At 71.9% G+C, this 25,912-nt stretch carries 22 protein-coding genes; 7 read left to right on the forward strand and 15 right to left on the reverse strand.

Features of this window, described 5'->3' with window-relative positions; genetic code table 11:
• The first annotated feature begins 590 nt into the window (after positions 1 to 590).
• Complete coding sequence (locus DVR05_RS04300; RefSeq protein ID WP_116244495.1) at positions 591 to 1,082, forward strand: Lrp/AsnC family transcriptional regulator; 492 nt, start codon at positions 591 to 593, stop codon at positions 1,080 to 1,082.
• Positions 1,083 to 1,100: 18 nt separating this feature from the next.
• On the opposite strand, the gene DVR05_RS04305 is transcribed toward DVR05_RS04300, so the two are convergent.
• The 7 genes from DVR05_RS04305 to DVR05_RS04335 form a co-directional block, all read right to left on the reverse strand.
• The gene (locus DVR05_RS04305) at positions 1,101 to 2,768 is read right to left on the reverse strand and encodes a phospho-sugar mutase (RefSeq protein WP_116244496.1); all 1,668 of its coding nucleotides are present in this window, start codon (positions 2,766 to 2,768) and stop codon (positions 1,101 to 1,103) included.
• 169 nt (positions 2,769 to 2,937) lie between these two features.
• Entirely contained in the window at positions 2,938 to 3,735 is a 798-nt protein-coding gene (locus DVR05_RS04310) for a purine-nucleoside phosphorylase (RefSeq protein ID WP_116244497.1), read from the reverse strand.
• A complete protein-coding gene (locus DVR05_RS04315; RefSeq protein ID WP_116244498.1) occupies positions 3,732 to 4,394 on the reverse strand; it encodes an N-acetyltransferase in 663 nt (220 codons plus the stop codon). Before DVR05_RS04315 ends, DVR05_RS04310 begins: the two co-directional genes overlap by 4 nt.
• A 58-nt stretch (positions 4,395 to 4,452) precedes the next feature.
• Entirely contained in the window at positions 4,453 to 5,364 is a 912-nt protein-coding gene (locus tag DVR05_RS04320; RefSeq protein ID WP_116244499.1) for an aldehyde dehydrogenase family protein, read from the reverse strand.
• Positions 5,357 to 6,787 (reverse strand): aldehyde dehydrogenase family protein, encoded by a 1,431-nt coding sequence (locus tag DVR05_RS04325; protein ID WP_116244500.1) that lies wholly within the window; start codon positions 6,785 to 6,787, stop codon positions 5,357 to 5,359. Before DVR05_RS04325 ends, DVR05_RS04320 begins: the two co-directional genes overlap by 8 nt.
• Positions 6,788 to 6,791: 4 nt before the next feature.
• A complete protein-coding gene (deoC, locus tag DVR05_RS04330) occupies positions 6,792 to 7,733 on the reverse strand; it encodes a deoxyribose-phosphate aldolase (RefSeq protein ID WP_116244501.1) in 942 nt (313 codons plus the stop codon).
• A 281-nt stretch (positions 7,734 to 8,014) separates the two neighbouring features.
• Positions 8,015 to 9,433 carry a sugar porter family MFS transporter gene (locus DVR05_RS04335; protein ID WP_116244502.1) on the reverse strand — a complete coding sequence of 473 codons (1,419 nt, stop codon included), beginning with the start codon at positions 9,431 to 9,433 and terminating at the stop codon, positions 8,015 to 8,017.
• A 211-nt stretch (positions 9,434 to 9,644) separates the two neighbouring features.
• On the opposite strand from DVR05_RS04335, the gene DVR05_RS04340 reads away from it, so the two are divergent.
• Positions 9,645 to 10,334 (forward strand): hypothetical protein, encoded by a 690-nt coding sequence (locus DVR05_RS04340; protein WP_116244503.1) that lies wholly within the window; start codon positions 9,645 to 9,647, stop codon positions 10,332 to 10,334.
• Between the two features lie 51 nt (positions 10,335 to 10,385).
• Here the strand turns inward: DVR05_RS04340 and DVR05_RS04345 are convergent, their stop codons facing one another.
• The 5 genes from DVR05_RS04345 to DVR05_RS26495 all read right to left on the reverse strand — a co-directional run bounded on the left by DVR05_RS04345 (position 10,386) and on the right by DVR05_RS26495 (position 17,197).
• Positions 10,386 to 11,648: a heparan-alpha-glucosaminide N-acetyltransferase domain-containing protein gene (locus DVR05_RS04345; RefSeq protein WP_116244564.1), complete on the reverse strand. Its 1,263-nt coding sequence runs from the start codon at positions 11,646 to 11,648 to the stop codon at positions 10,386 to 10,388.
• A gap of 262 nt (positions 11,649 to 11,910) precedes the next feature.
• Positions 11,911 to 13,917, reverse strand: coding sequence for an acetoacetate--CoA ligase (locus DVR05_RS04350; protein WP_116244504.1), 2,007 nt, complete (start codon positions 13,915 to 13,917; stop codon positions 11,911 to 11,913).
• Positions 13,918 to 14,180: 263 nt separating this feature from the next.
• On the reverse strand, positions 14,181 to 14,855 hold the full coding sequence (locus DVR05_RS04355; RefSeq protein WP_116244505.1) for an HAD family hydrolase: 675 nt from the start codon (positions 14,853 to 14,855) through the stop codon (positions 14,181 to 14,183).
• A gap of 93 nt (positions 14,856 to 14,948) precedes the next feature.
• Positions 14,949 to 15,569, reverse strand: coding sequence for a DUF4126 domain-containing protein (locus tag DVR05_RS04360; protein WP_116244506.1), 621 nt, complete (start codon positions 15,567 to 15,569; stop codon positions 14,949 to 14,951).
• Between the two features lie 146 nt (positions 15,570 to 15,715).
• Positions 15,716 to 17,197 carry a hypothetical protein gene (locus DVR05_RS26495; protein ID WP_157982383.1) on the reverse strand — a complete coding sequence of 494 codons (1,482 nt, stop codon included), beginning with the start codon at positions 17,195 to 17,197 and terminating at the stop codon, positions 15,716 to 15,718.
• Positions 17,198 to 17,521: 324 nt separating this feature from the next.
• Here DVR05_RS26495 and DVR05_RS04370 point away from each other — a divergent pair, with 324 nt between their 5' ends.
• Together DVR05_RS04370 and DVR05_RS04375 are read left to right on the forward strand one after the other, a co-directional pair.
• On the forward strand, positions 17,522 to 17,812 hold the full coding sequence (locus tag DVR05_RS04370) for a metal-sensitive transcriptional regulator (protein ID WP_116244507.1): 291 nt from the start codon (positions 17,522 to 17,524) through the stop codon (positions 17,810 to 17,812).
• Positions 17,813 to 17,865: 53 nt separating this feature from the next.
• Positions 17,866 to 18,597: a metal-sensitive transcriptional repressor family protein gene (locus tag DVR05_RS04375; protein ID WP_198659034.1), complete on the forward strand. Its 732-nt coding sequence runs from the start codon at positions 17,866 to 17,868 to the stop codon at positions 18,595 to 18,597.
• Here DVR05_RS04375 and DVR05_RS04380 read toward each other — a convergent pair.
• Positions 18,582 to 19,958 carry an NAD(P)/FAD-dependent oxidoreductase gene (locus DVR05_RS04380; RefSeq protein ID WP_116244508.1) on the reverse strand — a complete coding sequence of 459 codons (1,377 nt, stop codon included), beginning with the start codon at positions 19,956 to 19,958 and terminating at the stop codon, positions 18,582 to 18,584. The two genes, DVR05_RS04375 and DVR05_RS04380, sit on opposite strands and share 16 nt — an antisense overlap.
• A 266-nt stretch (positions 19,959 to 20,224) precedes the next feature.
• Between DVR05_RS04380 and DVR05_RS04385 the strand changes: the two genes are divergently transcribed.
• Together DVR05_RS04385 and DVR05_RS04390 are read left to right on the forward strand one after the other, a co-directional pair.
• Entirely contained in the window at positions 20,225 to 20,668 is a 444-nt protein-coding gene (locus DVR05_RS04385; RefSeq protein ID WP_116244509.1) for a hypothetical protein, read from the forward strand.
• A 145-nt stretch (positions 20,669 to 20,813) separates the two neighbouring features.
• Entirely contained in the window at positions 20,814 to 21,851 is a 1,038-nt protein-coding gene (locus DVR05_RS04390) for an alpha/beta hydrolase (protein ID WP_116244510.1), read from the forward strand.
• 61 nt (positions 21,852 to 21,912) lie between these two features.
• Here the strand turns inward: DVR05_RS04390 and DVR05_RS04395 are convergent, their stop codons facing one another.
• On the reverse strand, positions 21,913 to 23,385 hold the full coding sequence (locus tag DVR05_RS04395; protein WP_116244511.1) for a catalase: 1,473 nt from the start codon (positions 23,383 to 23,385) through the stop codon (positions 21,913 to 21,915).
• Between the two features lie 97 nt (positions 23,386 to 23,482).
• Positions 23,483 to 24,097 (reverse strand): TetR/AcrR family transcriptional regulator, encoded by a 615-nt coding sequence (locus DVR05_RS04400; protein ID WP_116244512.1) that lies wholly within the window; start codon positions 24,095 to 24,097, stop codon positions 23,483 to 23,485.
• A gap of 134 nt (positions 24,098 to 24,231) precedes the next feature.
• On the opposite strand from DVR05_RS04400, the gene DVR05_RS04405 reads away from it, so the two are divergent.
• Positions 24,232 to 25,842, forward strand: a complete 1,611-nt coding sequence (locus DVR05_RS04405; protein ID WP_116244513.1) for a carboxyl transferase domain-containing protein — start codon at positions 24,232 to 24,234, stop codon at positions 25,840 to 25,842.
• The last annotated feature ends 70 nt before the right edge of the window (positions 25,843 to 25,912 follow it).

A 25,912-nucleotide genomic window follows, 5' to 3' on the forward strand; every position in this document is an offset into this window, starting at 1 on the left:
TATGTCTAACATGGACACGCCGCCTCGATAGAAAACGACACACCGCGCGATACACCGCGAATCGGACCCTGTCCCCCGCGGCCTCCGCCCCCGCCCGGGACACCCGCGCGACCGCCGCGCACCCCCGCCCCGGAGGCACCCGACGCGAGGGCGGGATCACCGTGCGTAGCGCACCGAGCGTGACTGTACGCCTGGCCGCATGTGGACAACGTGCCCTCATGAGCCGGAATCAACACGACAAACAGCAACATAAAGGACCGCCGGGGGAGAAGTTCTGTCACGTTTACCGGAACGCGGTGTAGTTACTCACGGGTCAGGGAAACCCCCGCCCCAGCGATGTCATCCACCTTGAGTACAGTCGGACTCCCCCTGACCCAGCACCACTCCCGTCGGGTCCGCGCGAGGATCCCCCGGAACGTTCCTCCGCGGTTATCGCCCTCCCGGGACGGCGGCGCCCACCTCCGGCCGCCCAATCTCGCGGGCTGAGATCCCAATGGACGAGAACAACGTTTACCTGGTAGTTCGTTAGCCCCGGTCAAAGACGACGGAAGGGGCGGACACTGACACAAGAGCACATGAGGAGCACGCACATGGCCATGGGCGACCAGCGCAGGAGCGGCCGGCGGCCGGACTCCACCGACCAGACCATCCTGAGCGCCCTCGCCAAGGACGCGCGGACCGGGATCACGGAGATCGCCGCACTGGCCAACGTCTCCAGGGCCACGGCCTACAACCGGATCAAGCGGCTCACCGACGAGGGCGTCATCCGCGGCTACTCCGTGGTGACCGACCACGCCAAGATGGGGCTCGGCGTCACCGCGCTCGTCCTCATCTCCGGAAGCCAGCCGGACTGGCGCGCCAACCGCGAGATCCTGTCCTCCTACCCCGAGATCGAGTACTGCTGGTACGTGGTGGGTTCGGCGGACATCGTCCTCCTCGTCCGCGTCTCCGACACCGACCAGCTGCGCGACCTCATCCTCACCCGCCTCCAGTCCCTCCCCGGTGTGACCGCGACCCAGACGCTCACCGTGATCGACGAGGTCATCCACCGCCCCGTCGTGGAGCCCCCCGAGTTCGCGTGAACCGAGGGGGAGACGGGCTCAGGCCCCGACCGCCTCGGCGACCGAGGAGACCAGGTCCGCGAGCAGCGCGGTACCCCGCGCGCGAGCGGCCGCCACGTCCCCGTCCGCGTCCAGAACCACCTCGACGTAGGCCTTGAGCTTGGGCTCGGTGCCCGAGGGCCGCAGCGTCACCCGCCCCCAGACGCCACCCTCCAGGCGGAAACGCAGGGCGTCGGTCGGAGGGAGCCCCTCATACCCCCCGGAGAAGTCGTCGACCCCGGCCACCTTCAGGGGACCGAGCTCCGCGGGCGGCTCGGCGCGCAACCGCCGCATCGCCGCCGAGATCACCGACACGTCCGACACCCGCACCGAGAGCTGATCGCTCAGGTGCAGGCCGAACCGGCGCGCCTGGTCGTCCAACAGATCCACCAGCGTGCGCCCCCCGCGCCTGGCCTCGGCCGCGAGCGCCGCCATCACCAGCGCCGCGCCGATGCCGTCCTTGTCGGCCACGGGACGGCCTCCGTCACCACCGACGCAGTACCCCAGCGCCTCCTCGTAGGCGAAGACCGGCCGCCGACCGGGCCCACCGGCCCGGGCCAGCCACTTGAACCCGGTGAGGGTCTCCTCGTAGTGCACCCCCCGGTCGCGGGCGATCTTGCCCAGCAGACTGGAGGAGACGATCGAGGTCGCCACCGCCCGGTCGGCCCCGGCGGTGTGGTCGAGCACGTACTCGGCCAGCAGACCGCCGACCTCGTCGCCCGTGAGCAGCCCGTGGCCGGGGACGGCGACGGCGAGCCGGTCGGCGTCGGGGTCGTTGGCCAGCACCAGGTCGGCCCCCGCGGCCCGCCCGGCCTCGACCGCCAGGTCCATGGCCCCGGGCTCCTCGGGGTTGGGGAACTCCACGGTCGGGAAGTCGGGGTCGGGGGCGAACTGGGCGTCGACCACGGACGGGCGGGGGAACCCCGCCCGCTCCATGGCGGCCAGCAGCACCTCGCCGCCCACGCCGTGCATCGGCGTGTAGACGATGGCCAGCTCCCGGTCGCCGCCCAGGGGCAGAGCGGTGACCGCCGCCAGGTAACGCCCGACCGCCTCCTCCCCCAGGACCGTCCAGTCCCGGCCCAACGGCAGGTCGCCCAGCGGCCCGACGGCGTCGATGGCCGCGGAGATCTCGGCGTCGACCGGGGCGACGATCTGGGCGCCCGCGTTCGGCCCGTCCCCGCCGACGTAGACCTTGTACCCGTTGTCCCGCGGCGGGTTGTGACTGGCGGTGACCATGATCCCGGCGTCTGCGCCCAGGTCCCGCACGGTGAACGCCAGGACCGGCGTGGGCAGGGGGCGCGGCAGCACCGACACCCGGTGCCCGGCCCCGGTGAGCACCGCCGCGCTCGCCTCGGCGAAGTCCGCCGACCCGTGGCGGGCGTCGTACCCGATGACCACGTGGCTCCCGTCGCCCAGCCAGGCGCCGATCCCGGCGGCCGCGCGCATGACCACGGCCCGGTTCATCCGGTTGGGCCCCGCGCCCAGCTCGCCCCGCAGTCCGGCGGTGCCGAACTCCAGGCGGGCGGAGAAGCGGTCGTCGAGGTCGGCCAGGGCGTCGGCGTCACCGGACTCGGCGCGGTCCAGCAGGGCGCCCAACTCCTCGCGGGTGACGGGGTCGGGGTCCTCGGCGAGCCACTGGCGGGCGCGGGCGACGGTGTCGGTGGTCATCGGAGTCCTTCGTCCTAGCGTGTGTCTTTGGAACGGTCACCCCCCCGGGGGGTGTTGTCCGGGCGACGCCGGGGTTCTCATGGATGGGGCCGCGCCGCAGACGTCCGTTGAGGGTGGTGACGGGCGACGGGCGGGACGAGGCGGAGCGAAGGCCCCAACGCGACACCGCCTAGAGCCTGGCGACGATGTCGGCGAGCAGGCGGCCGACCCGCCCTGCGGCGTCGCGCCCGGTGGCCAGCACGTCCTCGTGGTCCAGGTTGGCGCCCTCCAACCCGGCGGCCACGTTGGTGACCAGGGACATCCCCAGGACCTGGGCTCCGGCGGCGCGGGCCGCGATGGCCTCCAGCACGGTGGACATGCCGACGAGGTCGGCGCCCATGGCGCGCAGCATGCGGATCTCGGCGGGCGTCTCGAAGTGCGGGCCGGGCATCGCCGCGTAGACGCCCTCGGGCAACTCGGGGGCGACCTCGCGGGCCAGGGCGCGCAGCTTGGCGCTGTAGGTCTCACTGAGGTCGACGAAGTCGGCGCCGGTCAGCGGCGAGCGCGCCGTCATGTTCAGGTGGTCGGCGATGAGCACGGGCGAGCCGACGGAGTAGTCGGGGTTGATGCCGCCCGCGGCGTTGGTGAGCACGATGGTCGTGGCCCCGGCGGCGACGGCGGTGCGCACGTTGTGCACGACGGCGTCGGTGCCGTGCCCCTCGTACAGGTGGGTGCGGCCCAGGAAGGCGAGCAGGTTCCGCTCCCCGTCGCGGACGCTGCGCAGCGTGCCGCTGTGACCGTCCACGGCGGGCGGCAGGAAGCCCGGCAGCTCGGCCGTGGCCACCTCGTGGGTGGACTCGCCCAGCAGGTCGGCGGCGGGCGCCCAGCCCGACCCCATGACCAGGGCGACGTCGTAGCTGTCCACTCCGGTGCGCGAGCGCAGTTCGGTCGCGGCTTCCTCGGCGATGGCCTGGGGTGTGCGGGTCATGGGGTTCTCTCCGTTCGTTCGGGCCGCGGGCGCGGCGGGACGGGCGCTGCCGTGCGCTGCGGGACGCGCGCTCCGGTGCGTACGGGCCGGGTCATGACGAGCTGCGGGCCGTTCGGGCCGCCGAGGTAGGGGCGCCCCGTGGCGGCGAACCCCGCCGCCTGGTAGGTGCGCCGACCGGCCTCGTTGCCCTCGTTGACACACAGCACGATCTCCGTGGCCCGGGGAGCGGCCCCGGCCACGAGCAGGTCGAGCAGGGGCGCGGAGCAGGCCGTCCTGCCCACACCCAGACCCTGCCACGCGGGGACGACGTAGAAGGCGCGCAGGAGCACCGCGCGCTCCGGCGTGTCGACCAGGTCGCGCAGGTGGCCGACCCGGTCGACGATCCCGAAACCGGCGCAGGCCGCGCGGGCCGCGGCGGGGTCGGCGGCGTCGGCGCCAGTGCGCACGACGGCGAACGGCACGCGCGCGGGGTCGGCGTCGGCGCGCGGCAGGGTCTGCACCGGAAGTCCGGTGTACTTGGCCTGGCCGGGCGCCAGGCGGTGGCGGAGCACCACCTGGCGGAGCACGGCGACCTCCGGCGTGGTCCGGTCGAGCCGGACCAGGCGCAGGCCGGGCGTCCGCGTCGGTCCCGGACGTTCGGTCGGTGGGTGGGTCGCCACGATCGCTCCTCGTTCGCCGGGTCGGACCGGGACCCGGACGGGCCCCGGTCCGCCAGTGTTACACCCCGATCGGGTGCCAGACCGTCTTGGTCTCCAGGAACGGCGTCATCCGGGCGGTGCCCGGGTCGGGGTCGAGCCAGGCGTCCTCTCCCCCGTCGGCGCCGGGCCCGGGGCGCAGGACCCGGGTGAGGGTGGCGGCCGCCGCCTCCTCGAACTCCGCAGCCAGATCCCCGGCGCCGGTCAGGTCCAGGGCGTTGACGTCGGCGTGCGAGGCCAGGTGCGGACCGATCTCCGGCACCCTCCCGGTGAGCAGGTTGACCACGCCGCCCGGCACGTCCGAGGTGGCCAGCACCTCGGCCAGGTCGATCGCGGCCAGGGGCGCGCTCTCGGAGGCGACCACGACGGCGGTGTTGCCGGTGGCGATGACCGGCGCCAGCACGGAGGTCAGCCCGAGCAGGGGGGCGCCCTGCGGGGCGAACACGGCCACGACGCCCGTCGGCTCGGGGGCGGAGTGGTTGTAGTAGGGGCCGGAGACGGGGTTGGCGCCGCCCAGCACCTGGGCGACCTTGTCCGTCCAGCCCGCGTAGTAGACCCAGCGGTCGATCGCGGCCGAGACGATCTCGTCGGCCGCGGTCCGCGACAGCCCCTGGGCCCGCTCGGCCCCGGCGGCGAACTGGTCACGCCGCCCCTCCAGGACCTCGGCGACCCGGTACAGGATCTGCCCCCGGTTGTAGGCGGTACGCGACGACCAGCCGCCGAAGGCCCCGCGCGCGGCCGCGACCGCGTCGCGCGCGTCCTTGCGGGAGGCCAGCGCGGCGTTGGCCAGGTGGTCGCCGTCGGTGGAGGTCACGGGGTAGCACCTGCCCGATTCCGAACGCGGGAACGCCCCGCCCAGGTAGAGCTTGTACGTCTTGCGGACCGCCAGGCGCGGGGGCCGTGGCGCCTCAGCCGTCCTGCGCTGCTTAGCCAAGGTAGGCCTCCAAACCGTGCCGTCCGCCCTCGCGGCCGTATCCCGACTCCTTGTAGCCGCCGAAGGGGCTGGTCGGGTCGAACTTGTTGAACGTGTTGGACCAGATGACGCCCGCGCGCAGGCGCTCGGCGGTCCACAGCATGCGCGATCCCTTCTCCGTCCACACGCCCGCGGAGAGTCCGTACGGGGAGTTGTTGGCCTTGGCCACCGCCTCCTCCGGGGTGCGGAAGGTCAGGACGGACAGCACGGGTCCGAAGATCTCCTCGCGGGCGACCCGGTGGGCCTGGCTGACGCCGGTGAGGACGGTGGGGGCGAACCAGTACCCGGCCGATGGCAGCTCGCAGGACGGCGACCAGCGCTGCGCGCCCTCCTCCTCGCCCGCGTCGGTGAGCTCCCGGATCCGCTCCAGCTGGGCGGCGGAGTTGATCGCGCCGATGTCGGTGTTCTTGTCCAGGGGGTCGCCGAGCCGGAGCCTGCCGATCCGCTCCTTGAGCCTGGGCAGCAGCTCGTCGGCGATCGACTCCTGGACCAGCAGGCGCGACCCCGCGCAGCACACGTGGCCCTGGTTGAAGAAGATGCCGGAGACGATCCCCTCGACCGCCTGGTCGACGGCGGCGTCGTCGTAGACGATGTTGGCGCCCTTGCCGCCCAGTTCCAGGGTCACCCGCTTGCCGGTGCCCGCGACCGAGCGGGCGATCTGGCGGCCGACCTCGGTGGAGCCGGTGAAGGCGACCTTGTCGGTGCCGGGGTGCTCCACGAGGGTCCGTCCGGTCCCGCCGGCGCCGGTGACGATGTTGACCACGCCCGGGGGCAGGTCCGCCTCCTGGCAGATCTCGGCGAAGACGAGCGCGCTCAGTGGCGTGGTCTCGGCGGGCTTGAGCACGACCGTGTTGCCGGTGGCCAGGGCCGGGGCGACCTTCCACGCGAGCATGAGCAGCGGGAAGTTCCACGGGATGACCTGGGCGGCCACGCCGAGGGGGCGCGGGTCGGGCCCCAGCCCGGCGTGGGCGAGCTTGTCGGCCCAGCCCGCGTGGTAGAAGAAGTGCGCGGCGACCAGCGGGACGTCGACGTCGCGGGTCTCCTTGATGGGCTTGCCGTTGTCCAGCGACTCCAGGACGGCGAGCTCGCGGGCGCGCTCCTGGATGATCCGGGCGATCCGGAAGAGGTACTTTCCGCGTTCGGCGCCGGACATCCGGCTCCACACGGTGTCGTAGGCGCGGCGGGCGGCGGCCACCGCCCGGTTGACGTCGGCCTCCCCGGCGACCGCGAAGCGGGCGAGCTCGGTCTCGTCGGCGGGGTTGACCGTCGTCATGGACCCACCGCCCTCGGCGGGGGTGAACTCACCGTCGATGAACAGGTCGTAGGTGTCGCGCAGGCGGACGACGGAGCGGGACTCCGGCGCGGGCGCGTAGTCGAAGATCACGGCTCTAGTCCAGCGTGTAGTAGTCGGGGCCCGGGTAGGTGCCGGTGCTGAGCCTGGTGCGCTGCATGAGCAGGTCGTTGAGCAGGCTGGAGGCACCGATGCGGAACAGGTCGGGGGTCAGCCAGTCGGGTCCGGCGACCTCGTTGACCATGACCAGTTGGCGGATGGCGTCCTTGGAGGTGCGGATGCCGCCCGCGGGCTTGACGCCCACGCGCCCGCCGGTGGCGGCGTGGTGGTCGCGCACGGCCTCCAGCATGACCAGGACGACGGGCGGGGTGGCCGCGGGGGACACCTTGCCCGTCGACGTCTTGATGAAGTCGGCGCCGGCGTGGATGGCCAGGTGGGAGGCGCGGCGGACGTTGTCGTAGGTGACCAGTTCGCCGGTCTCCAGGATGACCTTCAGGTGCGCGGATCCGCAGGCCTCCTTGACCGCGACGATCTCGTCGTACACCTTCTTGTAGTCACCGGCCAGGAAGGCGCCGCGGTCGATGACCATGTCGATCTCGCTCGCGCCGTCGGCCACCGCGCGGCGGGTGTCGGCGAGTTTGACCTCCAGGGGTGCGCGTCCGGAGGGGAAGGCCGTGGCGACCGACGCGACGCCGATGCCGGTGCCCCGCAGGGCCTCGACGGCGGTGGCGACGCGGTCGGGGTAGACGCACACGGCGCCCACCTTGGGCACGGTCCGGTCGGCCGGGTCGGGGAGGGCGGCCTTGGCGCACAGGGCGCGGACCTTGCCGGGCGTGTCTGCGCCCTCCAGAGTGGTCAGGTCCACCATCCGGATGGCCATGTCGATGGCCTCCCGTTTGGCGGTGGTCTTGATGGACCGTGTGGCCAGGTCCTGGGCACGGGTCCGCGCTCCGACCTCGTCGACACCCGGGAGTCCGTGGAGGAAGACCCGGAGCGCGCGGTTGGTCGTGGCCTCGAATGCGGTGTGGGGCACGGGCACCTACAGCTCGATGGAACGGTGTGCTCCGCTGTGGCCAGCGGAAACGGGCTCTCCGGCGCGGTACGGGCATCCCGTCCGGGCCGTCAGGCAGTCACCATAACCCCGGTCCGCGCGGGCGTCAGTACCCGCGCGGACCGCACCGGCCAAGGTTGGAGGAGTATCCAAACCGACAGAGGTGGGCTATGAGGATGATCCTCCAACTTGGCCGCGAAAACCCCCATGAATCGCCCCTCTCACCCGAAGGTCGCCCGCCGAGGCGAGGGGCGCGGTCTAGACCGGACTCATCCCATCTCCTCCAGCGAGCGGCCCTTGGTCTCGGGCACCCAGCGCAGGACGAACGGGATCGAGAGCAGGGCGAACAGCGCGTACAGCACGTAGGAACCCGACAGGTTCCACTCCGACAGCGAGGGGAAGCTGACGGTGATCAGCCAGTTGGCGACCCACTGCGCGCACGCGGCGACGCCGAGGGCGGCGGCCCGGATCCGGTTGGGGAACATCTCGCCGAGCATCACCCACACGACCACACCCCAGGAGAGGGCGAAGAAGAGCACGAACGCGTGCGCCGCGACCAGGGCGACGGCGCCCTGGAGGTCGGGGAGGACGACACCGGAGCCGCTCTCGGCGGTGAAGGAGAACGCCCAGGCCGCCAGGCCGAGTGAGGCGGCCATACCGGCCGAGCCCACGACGGCCAGCGGCTTGCGGCCGATCCGGTCGACGAGCAGCATCGCGACCACGGTGCCGACGATGTTGATGATCGACGTGGTGAAGGAGTAGAGGAAGGAGCTGCTCGGGTCGATCCCGACCGACTGCCACAGCGAGGAGCTGTAGTAGAAGATCACGTTGATCCCGACCAGCTGCTGGAAGACCGACAGGCCGATACCGACCCACACGATGGGCAGCAGACCGGCGCGACCGCCGATGAGGTCGCGGAGGGTGGACCTGTGCTCGCTGCGCATCCGCTCGCCGATCCGGGCGACCTCGGCGTCCAGGTCCGTGCCCGCGGGCTCGACCGTGGCGAGCACCCGCTTGGCCTCGTCCGTTCGCCCCCGGGCGACCAGGTAGCGCGGTGACTCGGGGATGCGCAGCGCCAGCAGCCCGTAGACGGCGGCCGGGAGCACCTCGACGCCCAGCATCACCTGCCAGACCTCCAGCCCCAGCAGCGTGCCGCGCTGCTCGCCTCCGGCGAGTCCGAGCAGGGCCCAGTTGACCAGCTGGGAGACGGCGATGCCCAGGACGATCGCGGCCTGCTGGAACGAGGCGAGCCGCCCCCGGTAGGCGGCCGGAGCCACCTCGGCGATGTAGGCCGGGGCGATGACCGAGGCCATGCCGATCGCCACACCGCCCAGCGCGCGCCAGAACGCCAGGTCCCACACCGTCAGGGGCAGCATGGAACCCAGCGCGCTGACGGTGAACAGCACCGCGGCGATCTGCATGACCCGGGGGCGGCCGACGCGGTCGGCCAGGCGGCCCGCGGTGACGGCGCCCGCAGCCGCGCCCAGGAGGGGGATGGCGATGACCGCGCCGAGCAGTCCCGATCCGACACCGAACCTGCCCCGGACGCCCTCGACCGCCCCGTTGATCACGGCGCTGTCGTAGCCGAAGAGGAAGCCGCCCATCGCCGCCGCCGCGGCGATGAAGACGACGTAACGCAGGTGTTGACCGGTCGACGTCCGTGGTCTCGCCGGTGACGTGGTGCTCACGTGCCCTCCTTGTCATCGTCAACTTGAGGCAAACGCCGAATGACGACGCTCACAACTTCAGGAAGTGTAGACAAATCAGTGACACAGGGCACAAGTCAGACATGTCAACCAAAGCTTGCATTCAAGAAATAAACACACAACATCCCACCAACAGGGCACTGTCGGGGTCAGTGTGATCTGAGACACATCCAGCCGTCAGTAACCTGTGGGCATGGCGGAGTTCCGGATCAGCAGCGACGACCAGCTCGACCTACGCAGGATGGCCACGGCGCTCGTGGAGTCCCAGGGATGGGCGCGCGAGGAGGTCAGTATCTGGGACACCCGTCGCGGCGAGGTGATCGTGACCGTGGACGACGCGCTGCTGCGCGGCCCCCAGGCGGACCCGCTCAACCGCCCCCGGCACACACCGCGCGACGTCCACACGGCCTGCGAGTGGTTGCGGCGCGAGGACCCGTCACTGCGCCGCGTCGACTTCCCGACCCTGCGCCAGGAGACGGCGCGGTTCTTCTCCGCCGGGTGGACCCTGGGCGACGTACGGCACGCACTGGCCCACCGGCCCGACCACACGCCGTGGGAACAGGGCCCCGAGGGAACGGACTGGCTGCGCACCCGTCTGGGGGCCTGGCGCACCCCGGAGGGGGGCATCCGCCCCTCGAAGTCCCAGGAGGCGGCGCAGCTACGGGTGATCAGCCGCGCGGGGCTGCCCGTGGACATCGGTCTGCCCGAGGGCGCCGAGGTCGCCCACCGGCCGGTGGCGCGTCCGGAGGTGGCGCGGTCGGCCGCCGACGACGCGCGGCGGCTGATCCGGCAGAATACCCGGACCACGACCGACTCCCTCGCGCACCGGGACCGGACCGCCGACCACATCACCCGCCCGGACCGGGAGTCGGGCCGACACTGACCGGGCCGCGCGCGGGGTGGAACCGGCCCGCCGTCAACGCCTCCGGGGGTCTCAACCCCTCCCGCGGCGCTGTTCCCTCGACTCCCGGATCTCCTGCACGCTCACGTGCACTCCCTCGGCGATCGCGCCCAGGCAGGACTCCATCGGCCCCCGTCCGACGGTGACCCGCCACAGGACGGCGAAGAGGACCGTGGCCACCACGAAGCCCTCCAGCAGCCACGGAGTGTGCCAGTCCCGGGTCGACAGGCCCACGACGACGGCGATCGCGAGCAGGTGCCCGGAGTAGACGGTCAGCGACATCCGGCCGACCGACGACAACGGGTACATCAGCCAGCGGACACGCTCGGCCAGCCACACGCACGCGACGATGACGATCAGCGCCTGTCCCACCGCCTGGGCGATCTCGAACGTGGTGCCGGTGTGCGGCGTCCCGACCGCCAGCCACCACCAGCTGTCCGTGAACACCTGGCCGTGCATGGCGTACATGTCCTCCCGCGTGGCGGCGCGCAGCGACTCCAGTACGGCCGGGTCGGTGACCGTCTCCGTCCCCGCGGCCGCGATCGCCAGCCGGTCCAGCCCGCCCAGGGGGTACAGCAGGAGCCAGGAACCCCCGTAGGCGAACACGGTGAGCCCGCAGCCCGCCGCGAACAGCCGGAGGCGCACGGCGGTGGTCGTCAGGTCCGTCCGCCCCAGCGCCATACCCGCGAACACGAAGGCCATGAAGGTGATCGCCGGGTAGTAGCCGGTCAGGAAGAACTCGGTCAGCGACCCCAGCGAGGCCCCGCTGTACTCGACCGGGCCCATGGCCGACCGCAGCGTGAAGGAGACGAACGGCCCGACCACGGCGAGCACACCCGCCACGGCCCACAGTGCCCCGGCGCGCAGCCGGGCCAGCGGGAGGGCCAACAGGAAGAAGCCCGCGTAGTAGGTGAGGATGACCGCGACGGGCGCGCCGACCATGTCGAGGAAGATCCCCAGCACACCGATGACGACCGCGCGCGTCACGATGCGCACGGTGGCCTGCCGCAGGCGGTCACCGGTGGCGGGGGTGGTGCGACCGGTCATGAACGCCAGCGACAGCCCGGCCAGCAGGGCGAACAACGCGGAGGAGTTGCCGCGAAGGAGCGCGTGGACGGCGGTGGCGCCGTCCTCGGACAGCAGCCCGAACGAGGTCACCCCCAGGTGCACGACGAACATCCCGAAGATCGCGAGGGCGCGGGCGGCGTCGATGCCGTCGATGCGGTGGTGCCGGGCCGGGGCGGCCGTGGTGTCGGTGGCGGGGCTGCGTCTGTCGTCAGATCGGTTCTCTGCCACGTTGATCAAAGCTATACCGTCGCCCTGAATCCTCGGTTTCCCGGCCCGGGGGGACCGAACCTGCGTCTCGACATCTGACGTGCGCCAGAGCTGCACCGCGTCTCACTCGCTCCCTGTGGGGTGTGCGGGTGGGATGTGTCACTGTCCCGCGCACCTGTAACGGCGCCCCCCGTGGCGATGTTCCCCGGCGAACGCTCCGACCGCCGCGCGTGCGCCGCTCCGTGGACGCCTCTCCCGACGCGTCCACGGAGCGGCGCGTGGATCAGCCCCGGTCGGACAGGCGGGTGAAGTAGTCGAGCGCCTCGGGGTTGGCCAGGGAGTCGCGGCTGACCACCTTGTCGGGGCTCTCCCCCATCAGGATGCGCTTGACCGGGACCTCCAGGACCTTGCCGGACAGGGTGCGGGGAACGGCGGTGATCGCGCGCACGCGGTCGGGGACGTGCCGGGGCGAGCAGTCGGTGCGCACCCGGCGGGCGATCTCCTTGGGCAGGTCGCCCTCCAGGTCGGCGCCGGGGCGCAGCACGGTGAACAGTTCGATCCTGGACGAGCCGTCCTTCTGCGGGACGTCCACGACCAGGGCGTCGACGACCTCGTCCAGGGCGAGGACGGCGCGGTAGATCTCGCTGGTGCCCATGCGCACGCCGCCGCGGTTGATGGTCGAGTCGGAGCGGCCGTAGATGATCGCGGTCCCCCGGTCGGTGATCTCGATCCAGTCCCCGTGCCGCCAGATCCCCGGGTAGACGGAGAAGTAGCTGTCGCGCAGCCGCTCGCCGTCCGGGTCGCCCCAGAAGTACACCGGCATGGAGGGGGCGGGCTGGGTGACCACCAGTTCCCCCACCTGGCCGACGAGCTCCCTGCCGTCCGGGTCCCAGGAGGCCACGGCCATGCCGAGACCCCGGGACTGGATCTCGCCCTCGTAGACGGGCAGGGTGGGGGTGCCGCCGACCAGGCAGCTGCACACGTCCGTGCCGCCGCTGGTGGAGAACAGCCACAGGTCGTCGCCGAACTCCTCGTACACCCAGGCGAACGCCTCCGGGCTCAGCGGGGAGCCGGTGGATCCGATCGCGCGGAGGGCGGACAGGTCGCGCCCCCGGCGGGGGTGGACGTCCTCCTTCATGCAGGAGGAGAGGAACCCCGCGCTGGTGCCGAAGATGGTGACGCCCGCCCGTTCGGCCAGGTCCCAGAGCGCGCCGAGGTCCGGAGCCGCGGGGCTGCCGTCGTACAGGACGATGGACGCCCTGGTCAGCAGCACGCTGGCCAGGAAGTTCCACATCATCCAGCCCGTGGTGGTGAACCAGAAGACCCGGTCGTCCTCGCGGGCGTCCAGGTGGAGGTGGAGGTTCTTGAGCTGTTCGAGGAGGATCCCGCCGTGGCCGTGCACGATGGCCTTGGGCAGGCCCGTGGTGCCGGAGGAGTAGAGCACCCAGAGGGGGTGGTCGAAGGGGACGGGGGTGAACTCCGGTTCGGGCGCGGCCCCGCCGTCACCGGCCGCCTCCAGCGCGCTCCAGGGCTCGGTGCCCTCCAGGTCGGCGCCGGGGGCGAGGTAGTCCAGCAGCACGGTGTGCTCGACGGTGGGCAGGGCCTCGCGCAGCTCCGCCACGACCGGACGGCGGTCGAAGTCCCTGCCGCCGTAGCGGTACCCGTCCACGGCCAGGAGCACCTTCGGTTCGATCTGCGCGAACCGGTCGATGACGCTGCGCACGCCGAAGTCGGGTGAGCAGGAGGACCACACCGCGCCGAGGGAGGCGACCGCGTAGAACGCGGCGACGGTCTCGGGCAGGTTGGGCAGGTAGGCGACCACCCGGTCACCGGGGCCCACGCCGCGTTCGCGCAGACCGGCGGCGATCGCGGCGGTGCGGCGACGCAGTTCGCCCCAGGTCCACTCGCCGAGCGGGCGCAGCTCGGTCGCGTGGCGGATGGCGACCGCCTCGTCGTCGCGGCCCTCGAAGATGTGCCGGGCGTAGTTGAGGGTGGCGCCGGGGAACCAGCGCGCGCCCGGCATGACCCGCTCGGCGAGGACGCTCTCGTAGGGGGTCTCCGACCGGACGCCGTAGTACTCCCAGATCGCCTGCCAGAACCCCTCGACGTCGGTGACCGACCACCGCCACAGGGCGTCGTAGTCGAACGACTCCAGGGTGGTCGCGCCCTCGCCGAAGGCGCGGACCCCCTTGTGTTCCGCCGCCCAGCGGGCGAACGCGACGATGTTCGAGGAGTCGGCCGTGGCCTCGTCCGGCTCCCAGAGCACGCGGGGCACACTGCTCTCCGTCATTGGCCAGCCTTCCCAGTCGCATGGCTGTGTGGATGTGAGACCCATATAACACCACCGTGTGGTCGGGCTCCCGCCCCGCCCTCGGGGTTACGGAGGGCGGAAACGAGTGCGGCTCCCACGGCGGGATCGCAGGTCACCACGGGCGTGCGGGAGGTGTGGCGGGTCCACCCACGGGTGGACGCCAGAGGGTGGGAAGGCCACCTTGACGACCGCGGTAAGGCCGTGTGATGGGATGACCGGACGTCACAACGGGTGACGTGGGGTCAGGCTCCGCGCAGGACCTCGACGGCGGCGACCGGTGAGTCGACGACCACGGCCCCGGTGGCCTCCAGCCGCTCCCTGGCCATGAGCCCGCTGGCGACCAGGAGCGCGTTCGCCCCGGCCTCGTGCGCGGCGCGCGCGTCGTCGTCGATGTCCCCGATCAGCACGACCTTGGCGGGGTCGATCCCCTGCCGGTCGAGGTGGTGCACGAGGTGCTCTGCCTTGGAGTCCTTCACGGTCGCGAACCGGCGGCCGTCCACCCGGGTGAAGTGCGGGTCGAGGCCGCGATCGGCGATCAGCGGGACCAGGTGCTCGTGCGAGGCCATGGACAGCAGCGACTGCGTGCCTCCGTCACCGGCCCAGTCATGCAGGACGTCGGGCACCCCGTCGGCCAGCCGGCAGGCGGGCAGGTGCTCGAGGTAGCTGCGGTCGTAGAGCCGCTCGGCCTCCTCCCACTCGCCGTCCTCGAAGGCCCGGCCCAGCAGGTCCTCGTAGCAGGGGATGAGGGGGCGCCGGAACACGGAGCGCCAGTACTCCATCTGCACCGGGGGGCGGCCGAACCTGGCGCACACGGCGTTCACGGCGGCGAGGTTGGCGTGGTTGTCGTCCAGGAGGGTGCCGTTCCAGTCCCAGACGATGTGGGTGATGTCGCGTCGGTCAAAAGTCGTCTCAGCCATTGTGAGCACCTTATGGGCAGCCGGGCCGCACCGGAATGCGTCGTTCGCCACCCCTCGGCCCGTCCACGCGCCCGCCTCGCCCCTCCGGTCGCCTCAGGTCACGTCCGGTTCGGCCGCGCACTCCCCGCGTCGCCGCCCCCTCAGTCGGCGCCTGCGCCGCACGGCCCAGACCCCGGCGAGGACCATGCCGGGGAACACGACGAGAATGAGGATCGGCAGCAGGATCGCCAGGACCGCCGTGACGGCGCTGACGACGTCCTCGACCACCGAGACGACCGGACCTCCCGCGCCGCCGGTCAGGGTGTTGACCACCGGCCGGGACACGGCCTTGAGGACGTGGAAGACGAGCGCGACGACGACACCCGCCAGGACCGCGCTCCAGTCGACACCGTCCCCGGCGGTGGCGGCGCCCAGCTCGGACAGCTCGACGGAGGTCGCGCCCGCACCGAACGTGATGCCTCCCGCGGAGGGGCGGACCACGGTCTGCACGGCGTCGTTGAGGCTGTCCACCGCGGGAACCTTGTCCGCGGCGAACTCGACCACCAGCAGGACCGTGAGGCACACGAGGGTGACGGGGTGCTCCAGCCACGACCAGGCGGAGCCGAGGGGGACGAGGTCGGTGAAGCGGGCGAGCAGACCGACGAGGAGGAGGGGTATGTAGGCGTTCAGCCCCGACGCCGAGGACAGCCCCAGGCCGGTGAGGGTGGCGATCATGCGCTTCCTTCGTGTTCTCCGTGGCGGAGGGGACGCACCCGCGGCACGCCCCCTCCCCACACCGGTGTACACGTGTTGACGCACACGCGCCGCCCGTGGTTTCGGCCCGGGGCTCGGGCTGGAGGTCCGGCCCCGGGCCGCCCGGATCAGCTCCGGCGCCTACGGGCCGCGATCAGCGCGGTGGCACCGGCCGAGACGACCACGAGTCCGGCGACCACCATGGCGGCGATCCCGGTTCCGGTCAGCGCCAGACGGTCACCGAAGCCGCTCTCGGAGTGATCCACCAGACGCTTGTCCGCGCGGCCCTCCCCGAACTCGGTGAATTCGGTCAACTCGGTCTCGGCGTCGGACTCGGCATCCGCGCCGGAGTCGGCGTCGGCCACCTCCCGACCGTCCTCGTACGAGAGCCGGTGGGAGTCGTAGGGGTAGTACGGATCATCCGTCGGTGACGGCTCCGGGCTGGGGCTCGGAGAAGGCGACGGGGAGGGCTCCGGAGACGGGCTCGGGCTCGGAGACGGGGAGGGTTCCGGGCTGGGCGAAGGACTGGGCTCCGGGCTGGGGCTCGGGCTCGGAGAAGGCGACGGGCTCGGGCTGGGTTCCGGGCTCGGGGAAGGACTGGGCTCCGGGCTCGGTGACGGCGACGGGGAGGGGCTCGGAGAAGGCGACGGGCTCGGGCTGGGTTCCGGGCTCGGAGAAGGCGACGGGCTCGGGCTGGGTTCCGGGCTCGGAGAAGGCGACGGGCTCGGGCTGGGTTCCGGGCTCGGGGAAGGACTGGGCTCCGGGCTCGGTGACGGCGACGGGGAGGGGCTCGGGCTGGGCGACGGGTCCAGCGGAGCACAGTCCATCGTGACGTCGCCCAGGATCAGGTCGAAGAGCGTCACCGTCTCTCCGATGGGCTGACCGCTCTCGTCGAGGAGCTGCGCCGTGGCCGACAGGGCGAGTTCGGCGTGCCCCCGGCTCCCCTCGGCCTCCTGGACCTGCTGGGTGGTCACGAGAACCCGGACACCGGACGTCCCCGGCCCGTAGTCGCCCATGAAGTCGAGGGCGGTCGTCTGGAGTTGCTGGGAGACCGGGACCGTCCGGCCGAAGACCGAGACGGACACCGCGGCCGTCAGGAAGATCGGGTCGTGCGGGAAGGTGCAGTTGACGCTGTTCTGCCAGGTGGCGACGTCAAGGACCTGGGTGAGTCCGCCCGCGGCCGGGGTTCCCTCGTTCACGATCACCTGGGCGGGCCCGGTCGTACCCTCGGGCGGCGGCACCAGCAACTGGGTGAACGCCCCGTCCGCCCTGGCACGCGCGCTCGACGGGTTGAGGGTGGTCTCCACGACGGCGGTCCCCGTCGCGGAGGGGACGTTGTCGTCGATCACCGACGCGGCCCCGGAACCGATGTTCCACTCCTGCGCGGCGTCTGCGCCACCGACCTCGGCCACGCCACGGCTGCCCGTGACGGCGCCGGAACCGTAGACGGCCGGGTCCAGCGTGAGCTGGGCCCACGTGCTCGTCGCGTAGGGCGTCGCGGGCTGGGCCTCGACTCCGGGCATGCCCAAGGTGGCGCCGACGACGATCAGCCCGGACGCCGTCAGCGCCGAGACTGACGCGACGGCACCTGTCCGAGCCTTTCTCACCATAGTTTCACGAAGAGTATTCAAGTGATCACCCTATGTAGTTACAGCTGGCCAGACTGTCCAACGGTAGCCAGCGAACGCAACCACGGCCGAGGCGCCGGAGGGCGACACGCGTCAAGATCAGGCAAACTTCAATGGCGGGAACCGAGAACCGGTGAGCGCGCGACCCCGTCCGATTCGTGCGGAGAACTCCCCCGCGCCGAACCGGCCAGAACGCGCCCACCACGGTCGCACGCACCGGAGGAATGCACCCGAATCCTCCGCCGTTGAATACCGCGTAGGGGTATACTCATCGCATCTGAACAGGGACGACACGGAAACGGCGACATGGCGGCAACGCACGGCTACAGCAACGACAAGCAGAGTCACATCAACCGACTGCGCCGCATCGAGGGACAGATCCGCGGCCTCCAACGCATGGTCGAGGACGACCAGTACTGCATCGACATCCTCACCCAGACCTCGGCGGTGAACAAAGCGCTGCGCTCCTTCGCTCTGTCCATGCTCGACGAGCACCTCAAGCACTGTGTCGCGCACGCCGTCGCCAGCGGCGGCGACGAGGCCGACGAGAAGGTCCGCGAGGCCTCCGACGCGATCGCCCGACTGGTCCGCTCCTGACCCACGGCGCCCGCGGCCTCCCCCGAGCCCGCGCGGCGCGATGAACGCGCGTCATGTCCCCCACCACCCCCTCCCCCTCCGATCCCCAGGAGAACAGCCGTTCCCGCGAGATCGAACGCCGACTGGCCGTGCCCGTGCTCGTGTCGGCGCTCGTCTCCGTGCCCGCCGTCTTCCTCGACCTGTGGGGCAGCGGAGCCTGGTCGACCGTCGGTGGCGCGGTCACCCGGCTCGCCGGGCTCCTGCTCTGGGTCGAGTGGGCGGTGCTCTTCGCGTCGGCCGAGAACCGGCGCGCGTGGCTGCGCAGACACCTGTGGATGACGGTCGTCGCGGCCGTGACCGTCCCCGCCGTCCTGTTCGCGCTCGGTCCGGCCCAGGTCCTGCGCCTGCTGCGGATCGTGGGCACGCTGCACCTGTTGCGGGTCACCCGGATCGTCCAGGCGGGCGGCATGCTGCGGCGGCGGATGGGCCTCACCGGGCGCTGGGGCACCGCCGTGACCGTCACCACCACGCTGCTGGCGGCCGTCTTCGTCACCGCGATCCTGGCCGATCCGGGTTCGGCCAGCCGCCGGGTCCTGGACGACACGATCGACGCCTACGGATGGTGGCCGACGGCCGCGGCGATCGCCCTGGCCCTGGGAGCGACCGCCGTCGTCGTCCTGCACCGCTGGGCCCGCCTCCGGGACCTGCGCTCCCCCGGAGGCCGAACATCAGCGCGGTCCACCGGGAACCCCGATCCCCCCGAGGACGGGGAGCCTTCGGAGCCCGGTCCTCAGTCCTCGCCGTAACGCGCGCGCAGGTTCTCCATCAGACGGGCGCCCTCCCGGCGCGAGGTGTCCGCGTCCAGATAGTCCACCGCCTCCTTGTCCACGAACGAGGACGGTCTGCCGTCGTCGGCGAAACCGAGCCGCGACACCTCGCCGCCGGTGAGGGCGCGGATCCCCCAGTTGGCCAGGATCCGGGCCCGGGCGGGGGTGGAGGGCACGGCCGCCAGATGGTAGCCGCGGGTGGCCGCCAGCGCGGGCGGTCCGCTCAGGTCGAACTTGAGCACCCGGGCCAGCGCGTCCTTGCCGCTCAGGTCCACGACCAGCCCCATGTCGCGGTGTCGGAACTCGTCGAGCGGACGACCCAGGATCGAGGCGACCACGTTGGAGGCGACGGTGGCGGCCTGGCGGCTGGCGTACTGGGCGGTCGGAGGACAGTAGGTGTGCTCCGTGTGGGCGAGGTTGGGCACCGCGGCGGCGTCGCCGAGGGCGAACACGTCGTCCAGACCGGGGACCCGCAGATCGGCGCCGACCTCCAGCCGCCCGTGATCCGTGGGCTTGTCGAGCGTGGTCATGAGCGGGCTCGGCGCGACACCGGCCGTCCAGATGAGGGTGCGGCAGGGCAGGGCCCGGCCGTCGGTCAGGACGACCTTGTCGGCGGTGACCTCGCGGACGGTGACCTTGAGCCTGACCTCGATCCCCATTCCACGGAGCATGTCCAGCGCCTTGCGGCCGAGACGTTCGCCCAGCTCGGGCAGGACCTTGGGCGCGATGTCGACCAGGTGCCAGCTGATCGCTGCGCGCAGCTCGGGATAGCGGCGGGCCGCCTCCTCGGTGAGCCGCATCAGTGAGGCCGCTGTCTCCACTCCGGTGTAGCCGCCCCCGACCACGATGAACCGGCAGCGCTCCTCGCGTTCGAGCGGATCCCGGCTGTCGTTGGCCAACTCCAGCTGGGCGAGTACGTGGTCGCGCAGGAGCACGGCCTCGGCGAGGGTCTTGGCCCCGTAGGCGTGCTCGCTCAGACCGGGGATGTCGAAGGACCGGGTGAGCCCGCCGGGTGCGAGGACCAGGCGGTCGTAGGGGCACGGCGCGAGTTCGCCGGTCGGACGCCGGACGACGACCGTCCGGTCCGCGGTGTCGACCCCCACGGCGTGTCCGGGGATGAGCCTGGTGTCGCGGGTGAGCCGGTGCACGGACATCGCGACGGACTGGGGGGTGAGCATCCCGGACGCGACCTGGGGCAGCAGCGGGCTGTAGAGCATGTAGTCGTGCGGGGCGACGAGGGCGATGTCGGCCATCCCCCTCGGGATCCGGCGTTCGAGGTGACGCAGGGTGTGGAGCCCGCCGAAGCCCGCTCCGACCACCACGATGCGAGGCCGAGACATCAGTTCACCGTTCCTTCTGCGCGTCTGGTCACCACCGAACGCGGGCGTACCCGTCGGCGGGTGTTCGTACGGCCCCGCGGCGACGACCCGCACGAGAGGTTTGCGTGCCTTTGTTGGCCCTTGTCCGTGGCCGCGAAAGCCATACGGGTGCTTCAGGGCCCCGTAACCCGCACATGACCCGACAGGACGGACACTTGTTGACTGTGTGTGGTCATGTGAACACGAAATGCATGGCCACGTGAGACCGAAGGGAGCAGGGAACGCGTATGCGTGCGTTCACCAAGATCGCCGTCGCCTCGGCACTGGCCGGGGGACTGTCCGTCATCGGGCTCGGGAGCGCCCTCGCACAGCCGCCGGACGACCCGGTGGAGACGGTGGAGGAGACCACCGAGGGGGTCACCGGGACCGCCGAGGACGCGACGGAGGACCTCCCCGAGGTGTCGCCGGAGGCGGCAGCCCTGCTGGAGGACCCGGCGGTCCGCGAGCTCCTGTCGAACCCGGAGGCGGTCGAGCTGCTCGGCGACCCCGACGCGGTGGCGGCCATCGGACGGCTCCTGCAGACGGAGGACCCGCTCGGCACGCTGGAGGCGGTCGACGTGGGCGCCGTCGAGGACGCCACCGGGACCGTCGGCGGCGTGGAGGACACGGTCGGCGGGGCGACCGACCCCGTCGAGGGCGCGACCACCGATCCCGTCGGCGGCCTGGTCTGAGCCGCGGATCACACGCCACACCCCCCGAGGCGGGCGCCTCGGGGGGTGTGGCGCGCACGGACACCACGCACCGCGTACCCGGCCGCGGCGGAGCCCCGCCGCACCGAACCGACACCGACTCTCCATCCCACGGGAGCACACAGCGATGACCGACAACACGATCGTCCTCGAACCGGCGGCGCGGGAGTTCGCCGAAGCCAACGCCACGGAACCGTTCATCTACCAGCTCCCGCCCAGTGAGGGCCGCGAGGTGCTGGAGAGCGTGCAGAGCGGCTACGGGGTGATGAAACCCGACGTCGACTCCGAGTGGACCACCATCTCGGGCGGACCGACCGGCCAGGTGTCGGCCCGGATCGTCCGGCCGGAGGGCGCCACCGGCGTGCTCCCGGTGATCCTGTACATCCACGGAGCCGGGTGGGTCTTCGGCAGCTCCCGCACCCACGACCGCCTCATCCGCGAACTGGCCACCCGCACCGGGGCCGCCGTGGTCTTCCCCGAGTACGACCGCGCACCCGAGGCGCGCTACCCCACCGCGATCGAGCAGAACTACACCGTCGCGCGCTGGATCACCCGCCACGGCGCCGACAAGGGACTGGACGCCCAGCGCATGGCGGTGTGCGGGGACTCGGTGGGCGGCAACATGGCGATCGCGATGACCCTGATGGCCAAGGAACGGGGCGACGCGCACCTGCGGGGGCAGGCGCTGTTCTACCCCGTGACCGACGCCAACTTCGACACCGGGTCCTACCACGAGTTCGCCACGGGCTACTTCCTGAACCGCGACGGGATGATCTGGTTCTGGGACCAGTACACCCAGGACCCGCAACAGCGCGCCGAGATCACCGCCTCACCGCTGCGCGCCTCGATCGGCCAGTTGCGCGGTCTGCCGCCCGCGCTCGTGCTCAACGGCGAGGCCGACGTGCTCCGGGACGAGGGCGAGGCCTACGCCAACAAGCTGCGCGAGGCGGGCGTCCCGGTGACGGCCGTGCGCTTCCAGGGCATGATCCACGACTTCATGATGCTGGACGCCCTGCGCGAGACCCGCGCCAACCGGGCCGCGCTCGTGCTCGCCGCGGACTTCCTCGGCGAGGTGCTGGAGACCACGGCCGCGGTGCCGCGGCAGCGCGCCGAGAGCGCGCGGTCGGCGCCCTCCACCGGGGCGGGACGGCCCACGGGCCCCTGACGGACGTGGCGGGGCCGTGGGGAGGCTACCGCTCCCCACGGCCCCGTCCGTGCGCAGCGGCTCAGCCGCCGTTGAGTTCGGCGGCCACGCGCTCGCCGATCTCGGAGTCGATGTCGCGCCAGTACTTCAGCGCCCGCGAGAGCACGCCCTGGTCGGTGACCGAGGACATGTGCCCGGCGATGTTGGACACCAGACGGTCGCGCGCCGCGTCGTCCATGACGTCGTTGATGAGCGCCCGGGGCTGGACGAAGTCGTCGTCCTCACGGTGCTTGGTGTAGGCCTCGCGCACCAGCTCGCCGGCCTCGACCTGCCAGCCCGTCGGGTCCACCCCGGTCTGGCCCGCGCCCTCGGGGCCGCCGAAGGAGTTGGGGTGGTACACGGCCCCGGTCCCCGGAGGGTAGGAGCGCATCTGCCCGTCCTTGGCGTAGGAGCGCACCGGCACATGGGGCCGGTTGGGCGGGAGCTCGTCGTAGTTGACGCCGATCCGGTACCGGTGCGTGTCCGGGTAGGAGAACAGGCGGGCGAGCAGCATCTTGTCCGGCGACGGGCCGACGCCGGGCACCAGGTTGGACGGCTCGAAGGCCGCCTGCTCCACGTGGATGAAGTGGTTCTCCGGGTTCTCGTTCAGAGTCATCCGCCCGACCTCGATCAGCGGGTAGTCCCCATGCGGCCACACCTTGGTCAGGTCGAAGGGGTTGAACCGGTAGTCCGCCGCGTCCTCCAGCGGCATGATCTGCACCTTCAGCGTCCACGAGGGGTGGTCGCCACGCTCGATCGCGTGGAACAGGTCGCGCCGGTAGAAGTCGGCGTCGGTCCCGGCGATCCGGTCGGCGTCGGCCTGGGTGAGGAAGTCGGCGCCCTGGTCGGTGACGAAGTGGTACTTGACCCACACGCGTCGGCCCTCGGCGTTGACCCACATGTAGGTGTGCGAGCTGTAGCCGTTCATGTGGCGGAAGTTCTTCGGGATGCCCCGGTCACCCATGAGCCAGGTCACCTGGTGCGCCGACTCCGGGGACAGCGACCAGTAGTCCCACTGCATGGTGTTGTCGCGCAGCCCCGTGCGCGGGTCGCGCTTCTGGGAGCGGATGAAGTCCTGGAACTTCTGCGGGTCGCGCATGAAGAACACCGGGGTGTTGTTGCCGACCATGTCGTAGTTGCCCTCGCGGGTGTAGAACTTCAGCGCGAATCCGCGCGGGTCCCGCCAGGTGTCCGGGCTGCCGAGCTCGCCCGCCACGCTGGAGAAGCGGGCGAGCATCGGGGTCCGTCGGCCCGGTTGGAACACGTCCGCCCGCGTGAACTCACTGACGTCGTTGGTCACCCGGAAGGTCCCGTAGGCCCCGCTCCCCTTGGCGTGCACCACCCGTTCCGGGACGCGTTCCCGGTTGAAGTGGGCCATCTTCTCGATCAGGTAGGCGTCGTGCAGGACCAGCGGCCCGTCCCGGCCCACGCTGAGCGAGTGCTCGTCGCTGGCCACGGGCGTACCCGCGTTGGTGGTGGTGATCGGATCGCCGCTTCGACCAGGCCCCTCGACCATGGAACTCTCCCCCTCGTTCACGCTCTCGCGCCCCGGGGCCCAGGGTCCCGGGGGCGTCTCCAGGGCGTGGCCTACCCGGGGCCCGGTCAAGCTACGGTCAATCGGCGGACGCGGGGGCGGAAGCCGTGGTGGGAGAGGACGGTTCGGGGACGGTGAGCGCGGCGGTGCCCATGGCCAGCAGGAGCTGCGCCATCCGGTCGCGCGGCAGTTCGCCCCGGCTGTGCGGGGTGGAGTTGAGCAGGCCGAAGGTGGCGTGGACGGCGGCGCGCAGGGTGACGCGCGAGGCCCCGGGACGCAGCGCGGCCAGGACGTCCACCCACTCCTCCACGTAGCCGCGTTGCAGGCGGCGGACCCGGCGGCGGTCCGTCTCCGTGAGGTTGCCCAGTTCCCGGTCGTGGACGGTGATCAGCGCGGGCTCGTCCAACGCGAAGGCGATGTGGCCGCGCAGGAGCAGTTCCAGGGCCTCCTCGGGGCCCGAGGCGCGTGCCACGAGTTCCGCCCCGCGCCGGGCGAGCCGTTCGCTGATGTCGACGAGGACCTCGCCGAGCAGGGCCTCCTTGCCCGGGAAGTGCCGGTACAGCGCGGGACCCGTGGTGCCCACGGCCCGACCGAGTTCGTCGATGGTCACGCCCCGGTACCCGCGTTCGGCGAAGAGTTCGGCCGCCGCCCCCAGGATCGCCGTCCGGCGTTCGATCGTCGGTCTCGGCCCCATCCGCCCCGCCTCTCTCGACTCCGGGGGCGGCGCGCCGCCCCGCCTCTGGACACCCATGTTAGTAGTTATTAACATCACAAGCGTTAGTGAGCATTAACATCCCTCCACGAGAGGACACCATGAGCAGGGCATCCGTGCTCGGTTCGGCGGTCGACACCGCCGGGCCCGCGTTCGCCGCCAACGACGCGGCGAACCGCGCCCTCGCCCTGGAGCTGCGGGAGCGGATCGCCACCGCGGCCCTGGGCGGCCCGGAGAAGACCCGGGCACGCCACGTCGAACGCGGCAAGCTGCTGCCGCGCGACCGCGTCGACCTCCTCCTCGACCCCGGCTCCCCGTTCCTGGAGATCTCCCCGCTGGCCGCCTACGGCCTGTACGGGAAGGACGGGCAGGACGCGCCCGGGGCGGGGATGATCGCGGGCGTCGGCCGGGTGGCCGGCCGCCCGGTGGTCGTGGTCGCCAACGACGCCACGGTCAAGGGCGGCAGCTACTACCCGATGACGGTCAAGAAACACCTGCGCGCGCAGGAGGTGGCGCTGCACAACCGCCTGCCGTGCGTCTACCTCGCCGACTCCGGGGGCGCCTTCCTGCCGATGCAGGACGAGGTCTTCCCCGACCGCGAACACTTCGGGCGGATCTTCTACAACCAGGCCACCATGTCCAGGCTCGGCATCCCGCAGATCGCGGCCGTGCTGGGATCGTGCACCGCCGGGGGCGCCTACGTCCCGGCGATGAGCGACGAGGCGGTCATCGTCCGCGAGCAGGGCACGATCTTCCTGGGCGGCCCCCCACTGGTCAGGGCCGCCACCGGCGAGGTCGTCACGGCCGAGGAGCTGGGCGGCGGCGACCTGCACTCCCGGGTCTCCGGCGTCACCGACCACCTGGCCGACGACGACGCCCACGCCCTCGCCCTCGTGCGGCGCATCGCCGACACCCTGGGGCCGCCCGACCCCCCGGCCTGGGAGACACGCGACCCGCGCCCGCCCGCGCTGGACCCGCAGGAGCTGTACGGGGTGGTGCCCTCCGACACCCGCACCCCCTACGACGTGCGCGAGGTCATCGGCCGGATCGTCGACGGCAGCGAGTTCACCGAGTTCAAGGCCGAGTACGGCACGACCCTGGTCACCGGGTTCGCGCACCTGCACGGACACCCGGTCGGCATCGTGGCCAACAACGGGATCCTGTTCGCCGAGTCGGCGCTCAAGGGCGCCCACTTCATCGAACTGTGCGACCGCCGCGGCATCCCCCTGGTCTTCCTCCAGAACATCTCCGGGTTCATGGTCGGCCGCGACTACGAGGCGGGCGGGATCGCCAAACACGGCGCGAAGATGGTCACCGCCGTGGCCTGCGCCCGCGTCCCCAAGTTCACCGTGGTCATCGGCGGCTCCTTCGGGGCGGGCAACTACAGCATGTGCGGCCGCGCCTACTCCCCCCGGTTCCTGTGGATGTGGCCCAACGCCCGGATCTCGGTGATGGGCGGCGAACAGGCCGCCTCCGTGCTCTCCACCGTCCGCCGCGACCAGCTGGCCGCCCGGGGCGAGGAGTGGTCGGCCGAGGACGAGGAGGCGTTCAAGGCGCCCATCCGCGACCAGTACGAGGAGCAGGGCAGCCCCTACTACTCCACCGCCCGCCTGTGGGACGACGGCGTCATCGACCCCGTCGACACCCGCGAGGTGCTCGCCATGGCCCTGTCCGCCGCCCGCCACGCGCCGCTGGAGCCGGTGGGCTACGGCGTCTTCCGGATGTGAGGAACCCGTGACCACGACCTCAGTACCCACGGCGATCGTGCTCGTCGCCAACCGGGGTGAGATCGCCCTG

This window comes from Nocardiopsis sp. FIRDI 009 (genome assembly GCF_003386285.1).
In the GTDB taxonomy this organism is placed as follows: domain Bacteria; phylum Actinomycetota; class Actinomycetes; order Streptosporangiales; family Streptosporangiaceae; genus Nocardiopsis.

Excerpts from the sequence above, each read along its gene's own strand:
- DVR05_RS04340 (WP_116244503.1), top strand. The coding sequence starts at position 9,645 with ATGGCGGAGTTCCGGATCAGCAGCGACGACCAGCTCGACCTACGCAGG.
- DVR05_RS04380 (WP_116244508.1), bottom strand. The coding sequence starts at position 19,958 with ATGTCTCGGCCTCGCATCGTGGTGGTCGGAGCGGGCTTCGGCGGGCTC.
- DVR05_RS26495 (WP_157982383.1), bottom strand. The coding sequence starts at position 17,197 with ATGGTGAGAAAGGCTCGGACAGGTGCCGTCGCGTCAGTCTCGGCGCTG.
- DVR05_RS04395 (WP_116244511.1), bottom strand. The coding sequence starts at position 23,385 with ATGGTCGAGGGGCCTGGTCGAAGCGGCGATCCGATCACCACCACCAAC.
- DVR05_RS04375 (WP_198659034.1), top strand. The coding sequence starts at position 17,866 with ATGTCCCCCACCACCCCCTCCCCCTCCGATCCCCAGGAGAACAGCCGT.
- DVR05_RS04350 (WP_116244504.1), bottom strand. The coding sequence starts at position 13,917 with ATGACGGAGAGCAGTGTGCCCCGCGTGCTCTGGGAGCCGGACGAGGCC.
- DVR05_RS04305 (WP_116244496.1), bottom strand. The coding sequence starts at position 2,768 with ATGACCACCGACACCGTCGCCCGCGCCCGCCAGTGGCTCGCCGAGGAC.
- DVR05_RS04300 (WP_116244495.1), top strand. The coding sequence starts at position 591 with ATGGCCATGGGCGACCAGCGCAGGAGCGGCCGGCGGCCGGACTCCACC.
- DVR05_RS04310 (WP_116244497.1), bottom strand. The coding sequence starts at position 3,735 with ATGACCCGCACACCCCAGGCCATCGCCGAGGAAGCCGCGACCGAACTG.
- DVR05_RS04370 (WP_116244507.1), top strand. The coding sequence starts at position 17,522 with ATGGCGGCAACGCACGGCTACAGCAACGACAAGCAGAGTCACATCAAC.
- DVR05_RS04400 (WP_116244512.1), bottom strand. The coding sequence starts at position 24,097 with ATGGGGCCGAGACCGACGATCGAACGCCGGACGGCGATCCTGGGGGCG.
- DVR05_RS04385 (WP_116244509.1), top strand. The coding sequence starts at position 20,225 with ATGCGTGCGTTCACCAAGATCGCCGTCGCCTCGGCACTGGCCGGGGGA.
- DVR05_RS04355 (WP_116244505.1), bottom strand. The coding sequence starts at position 14,855 with ATGGCTGAGACGACTTTTGACCGACGCGACATCACCCACATCGTCTGG.
- DVR05_RS04390 (WP_116244510.1), top strand. The coding sequence starts at position 20,814 with ATGACCGACAACACGATCGTCCTCGAACCGGCGGCGCGGGAGTTCGCC.
- DVR05_RS04360 (WP_116244506.1), bottom strand. The coding sequence starts at position 15,569 with ATGATCGCCACCCTCACCGGCCTGGGGCTGTCCTCGGCGTCGGGGCTG.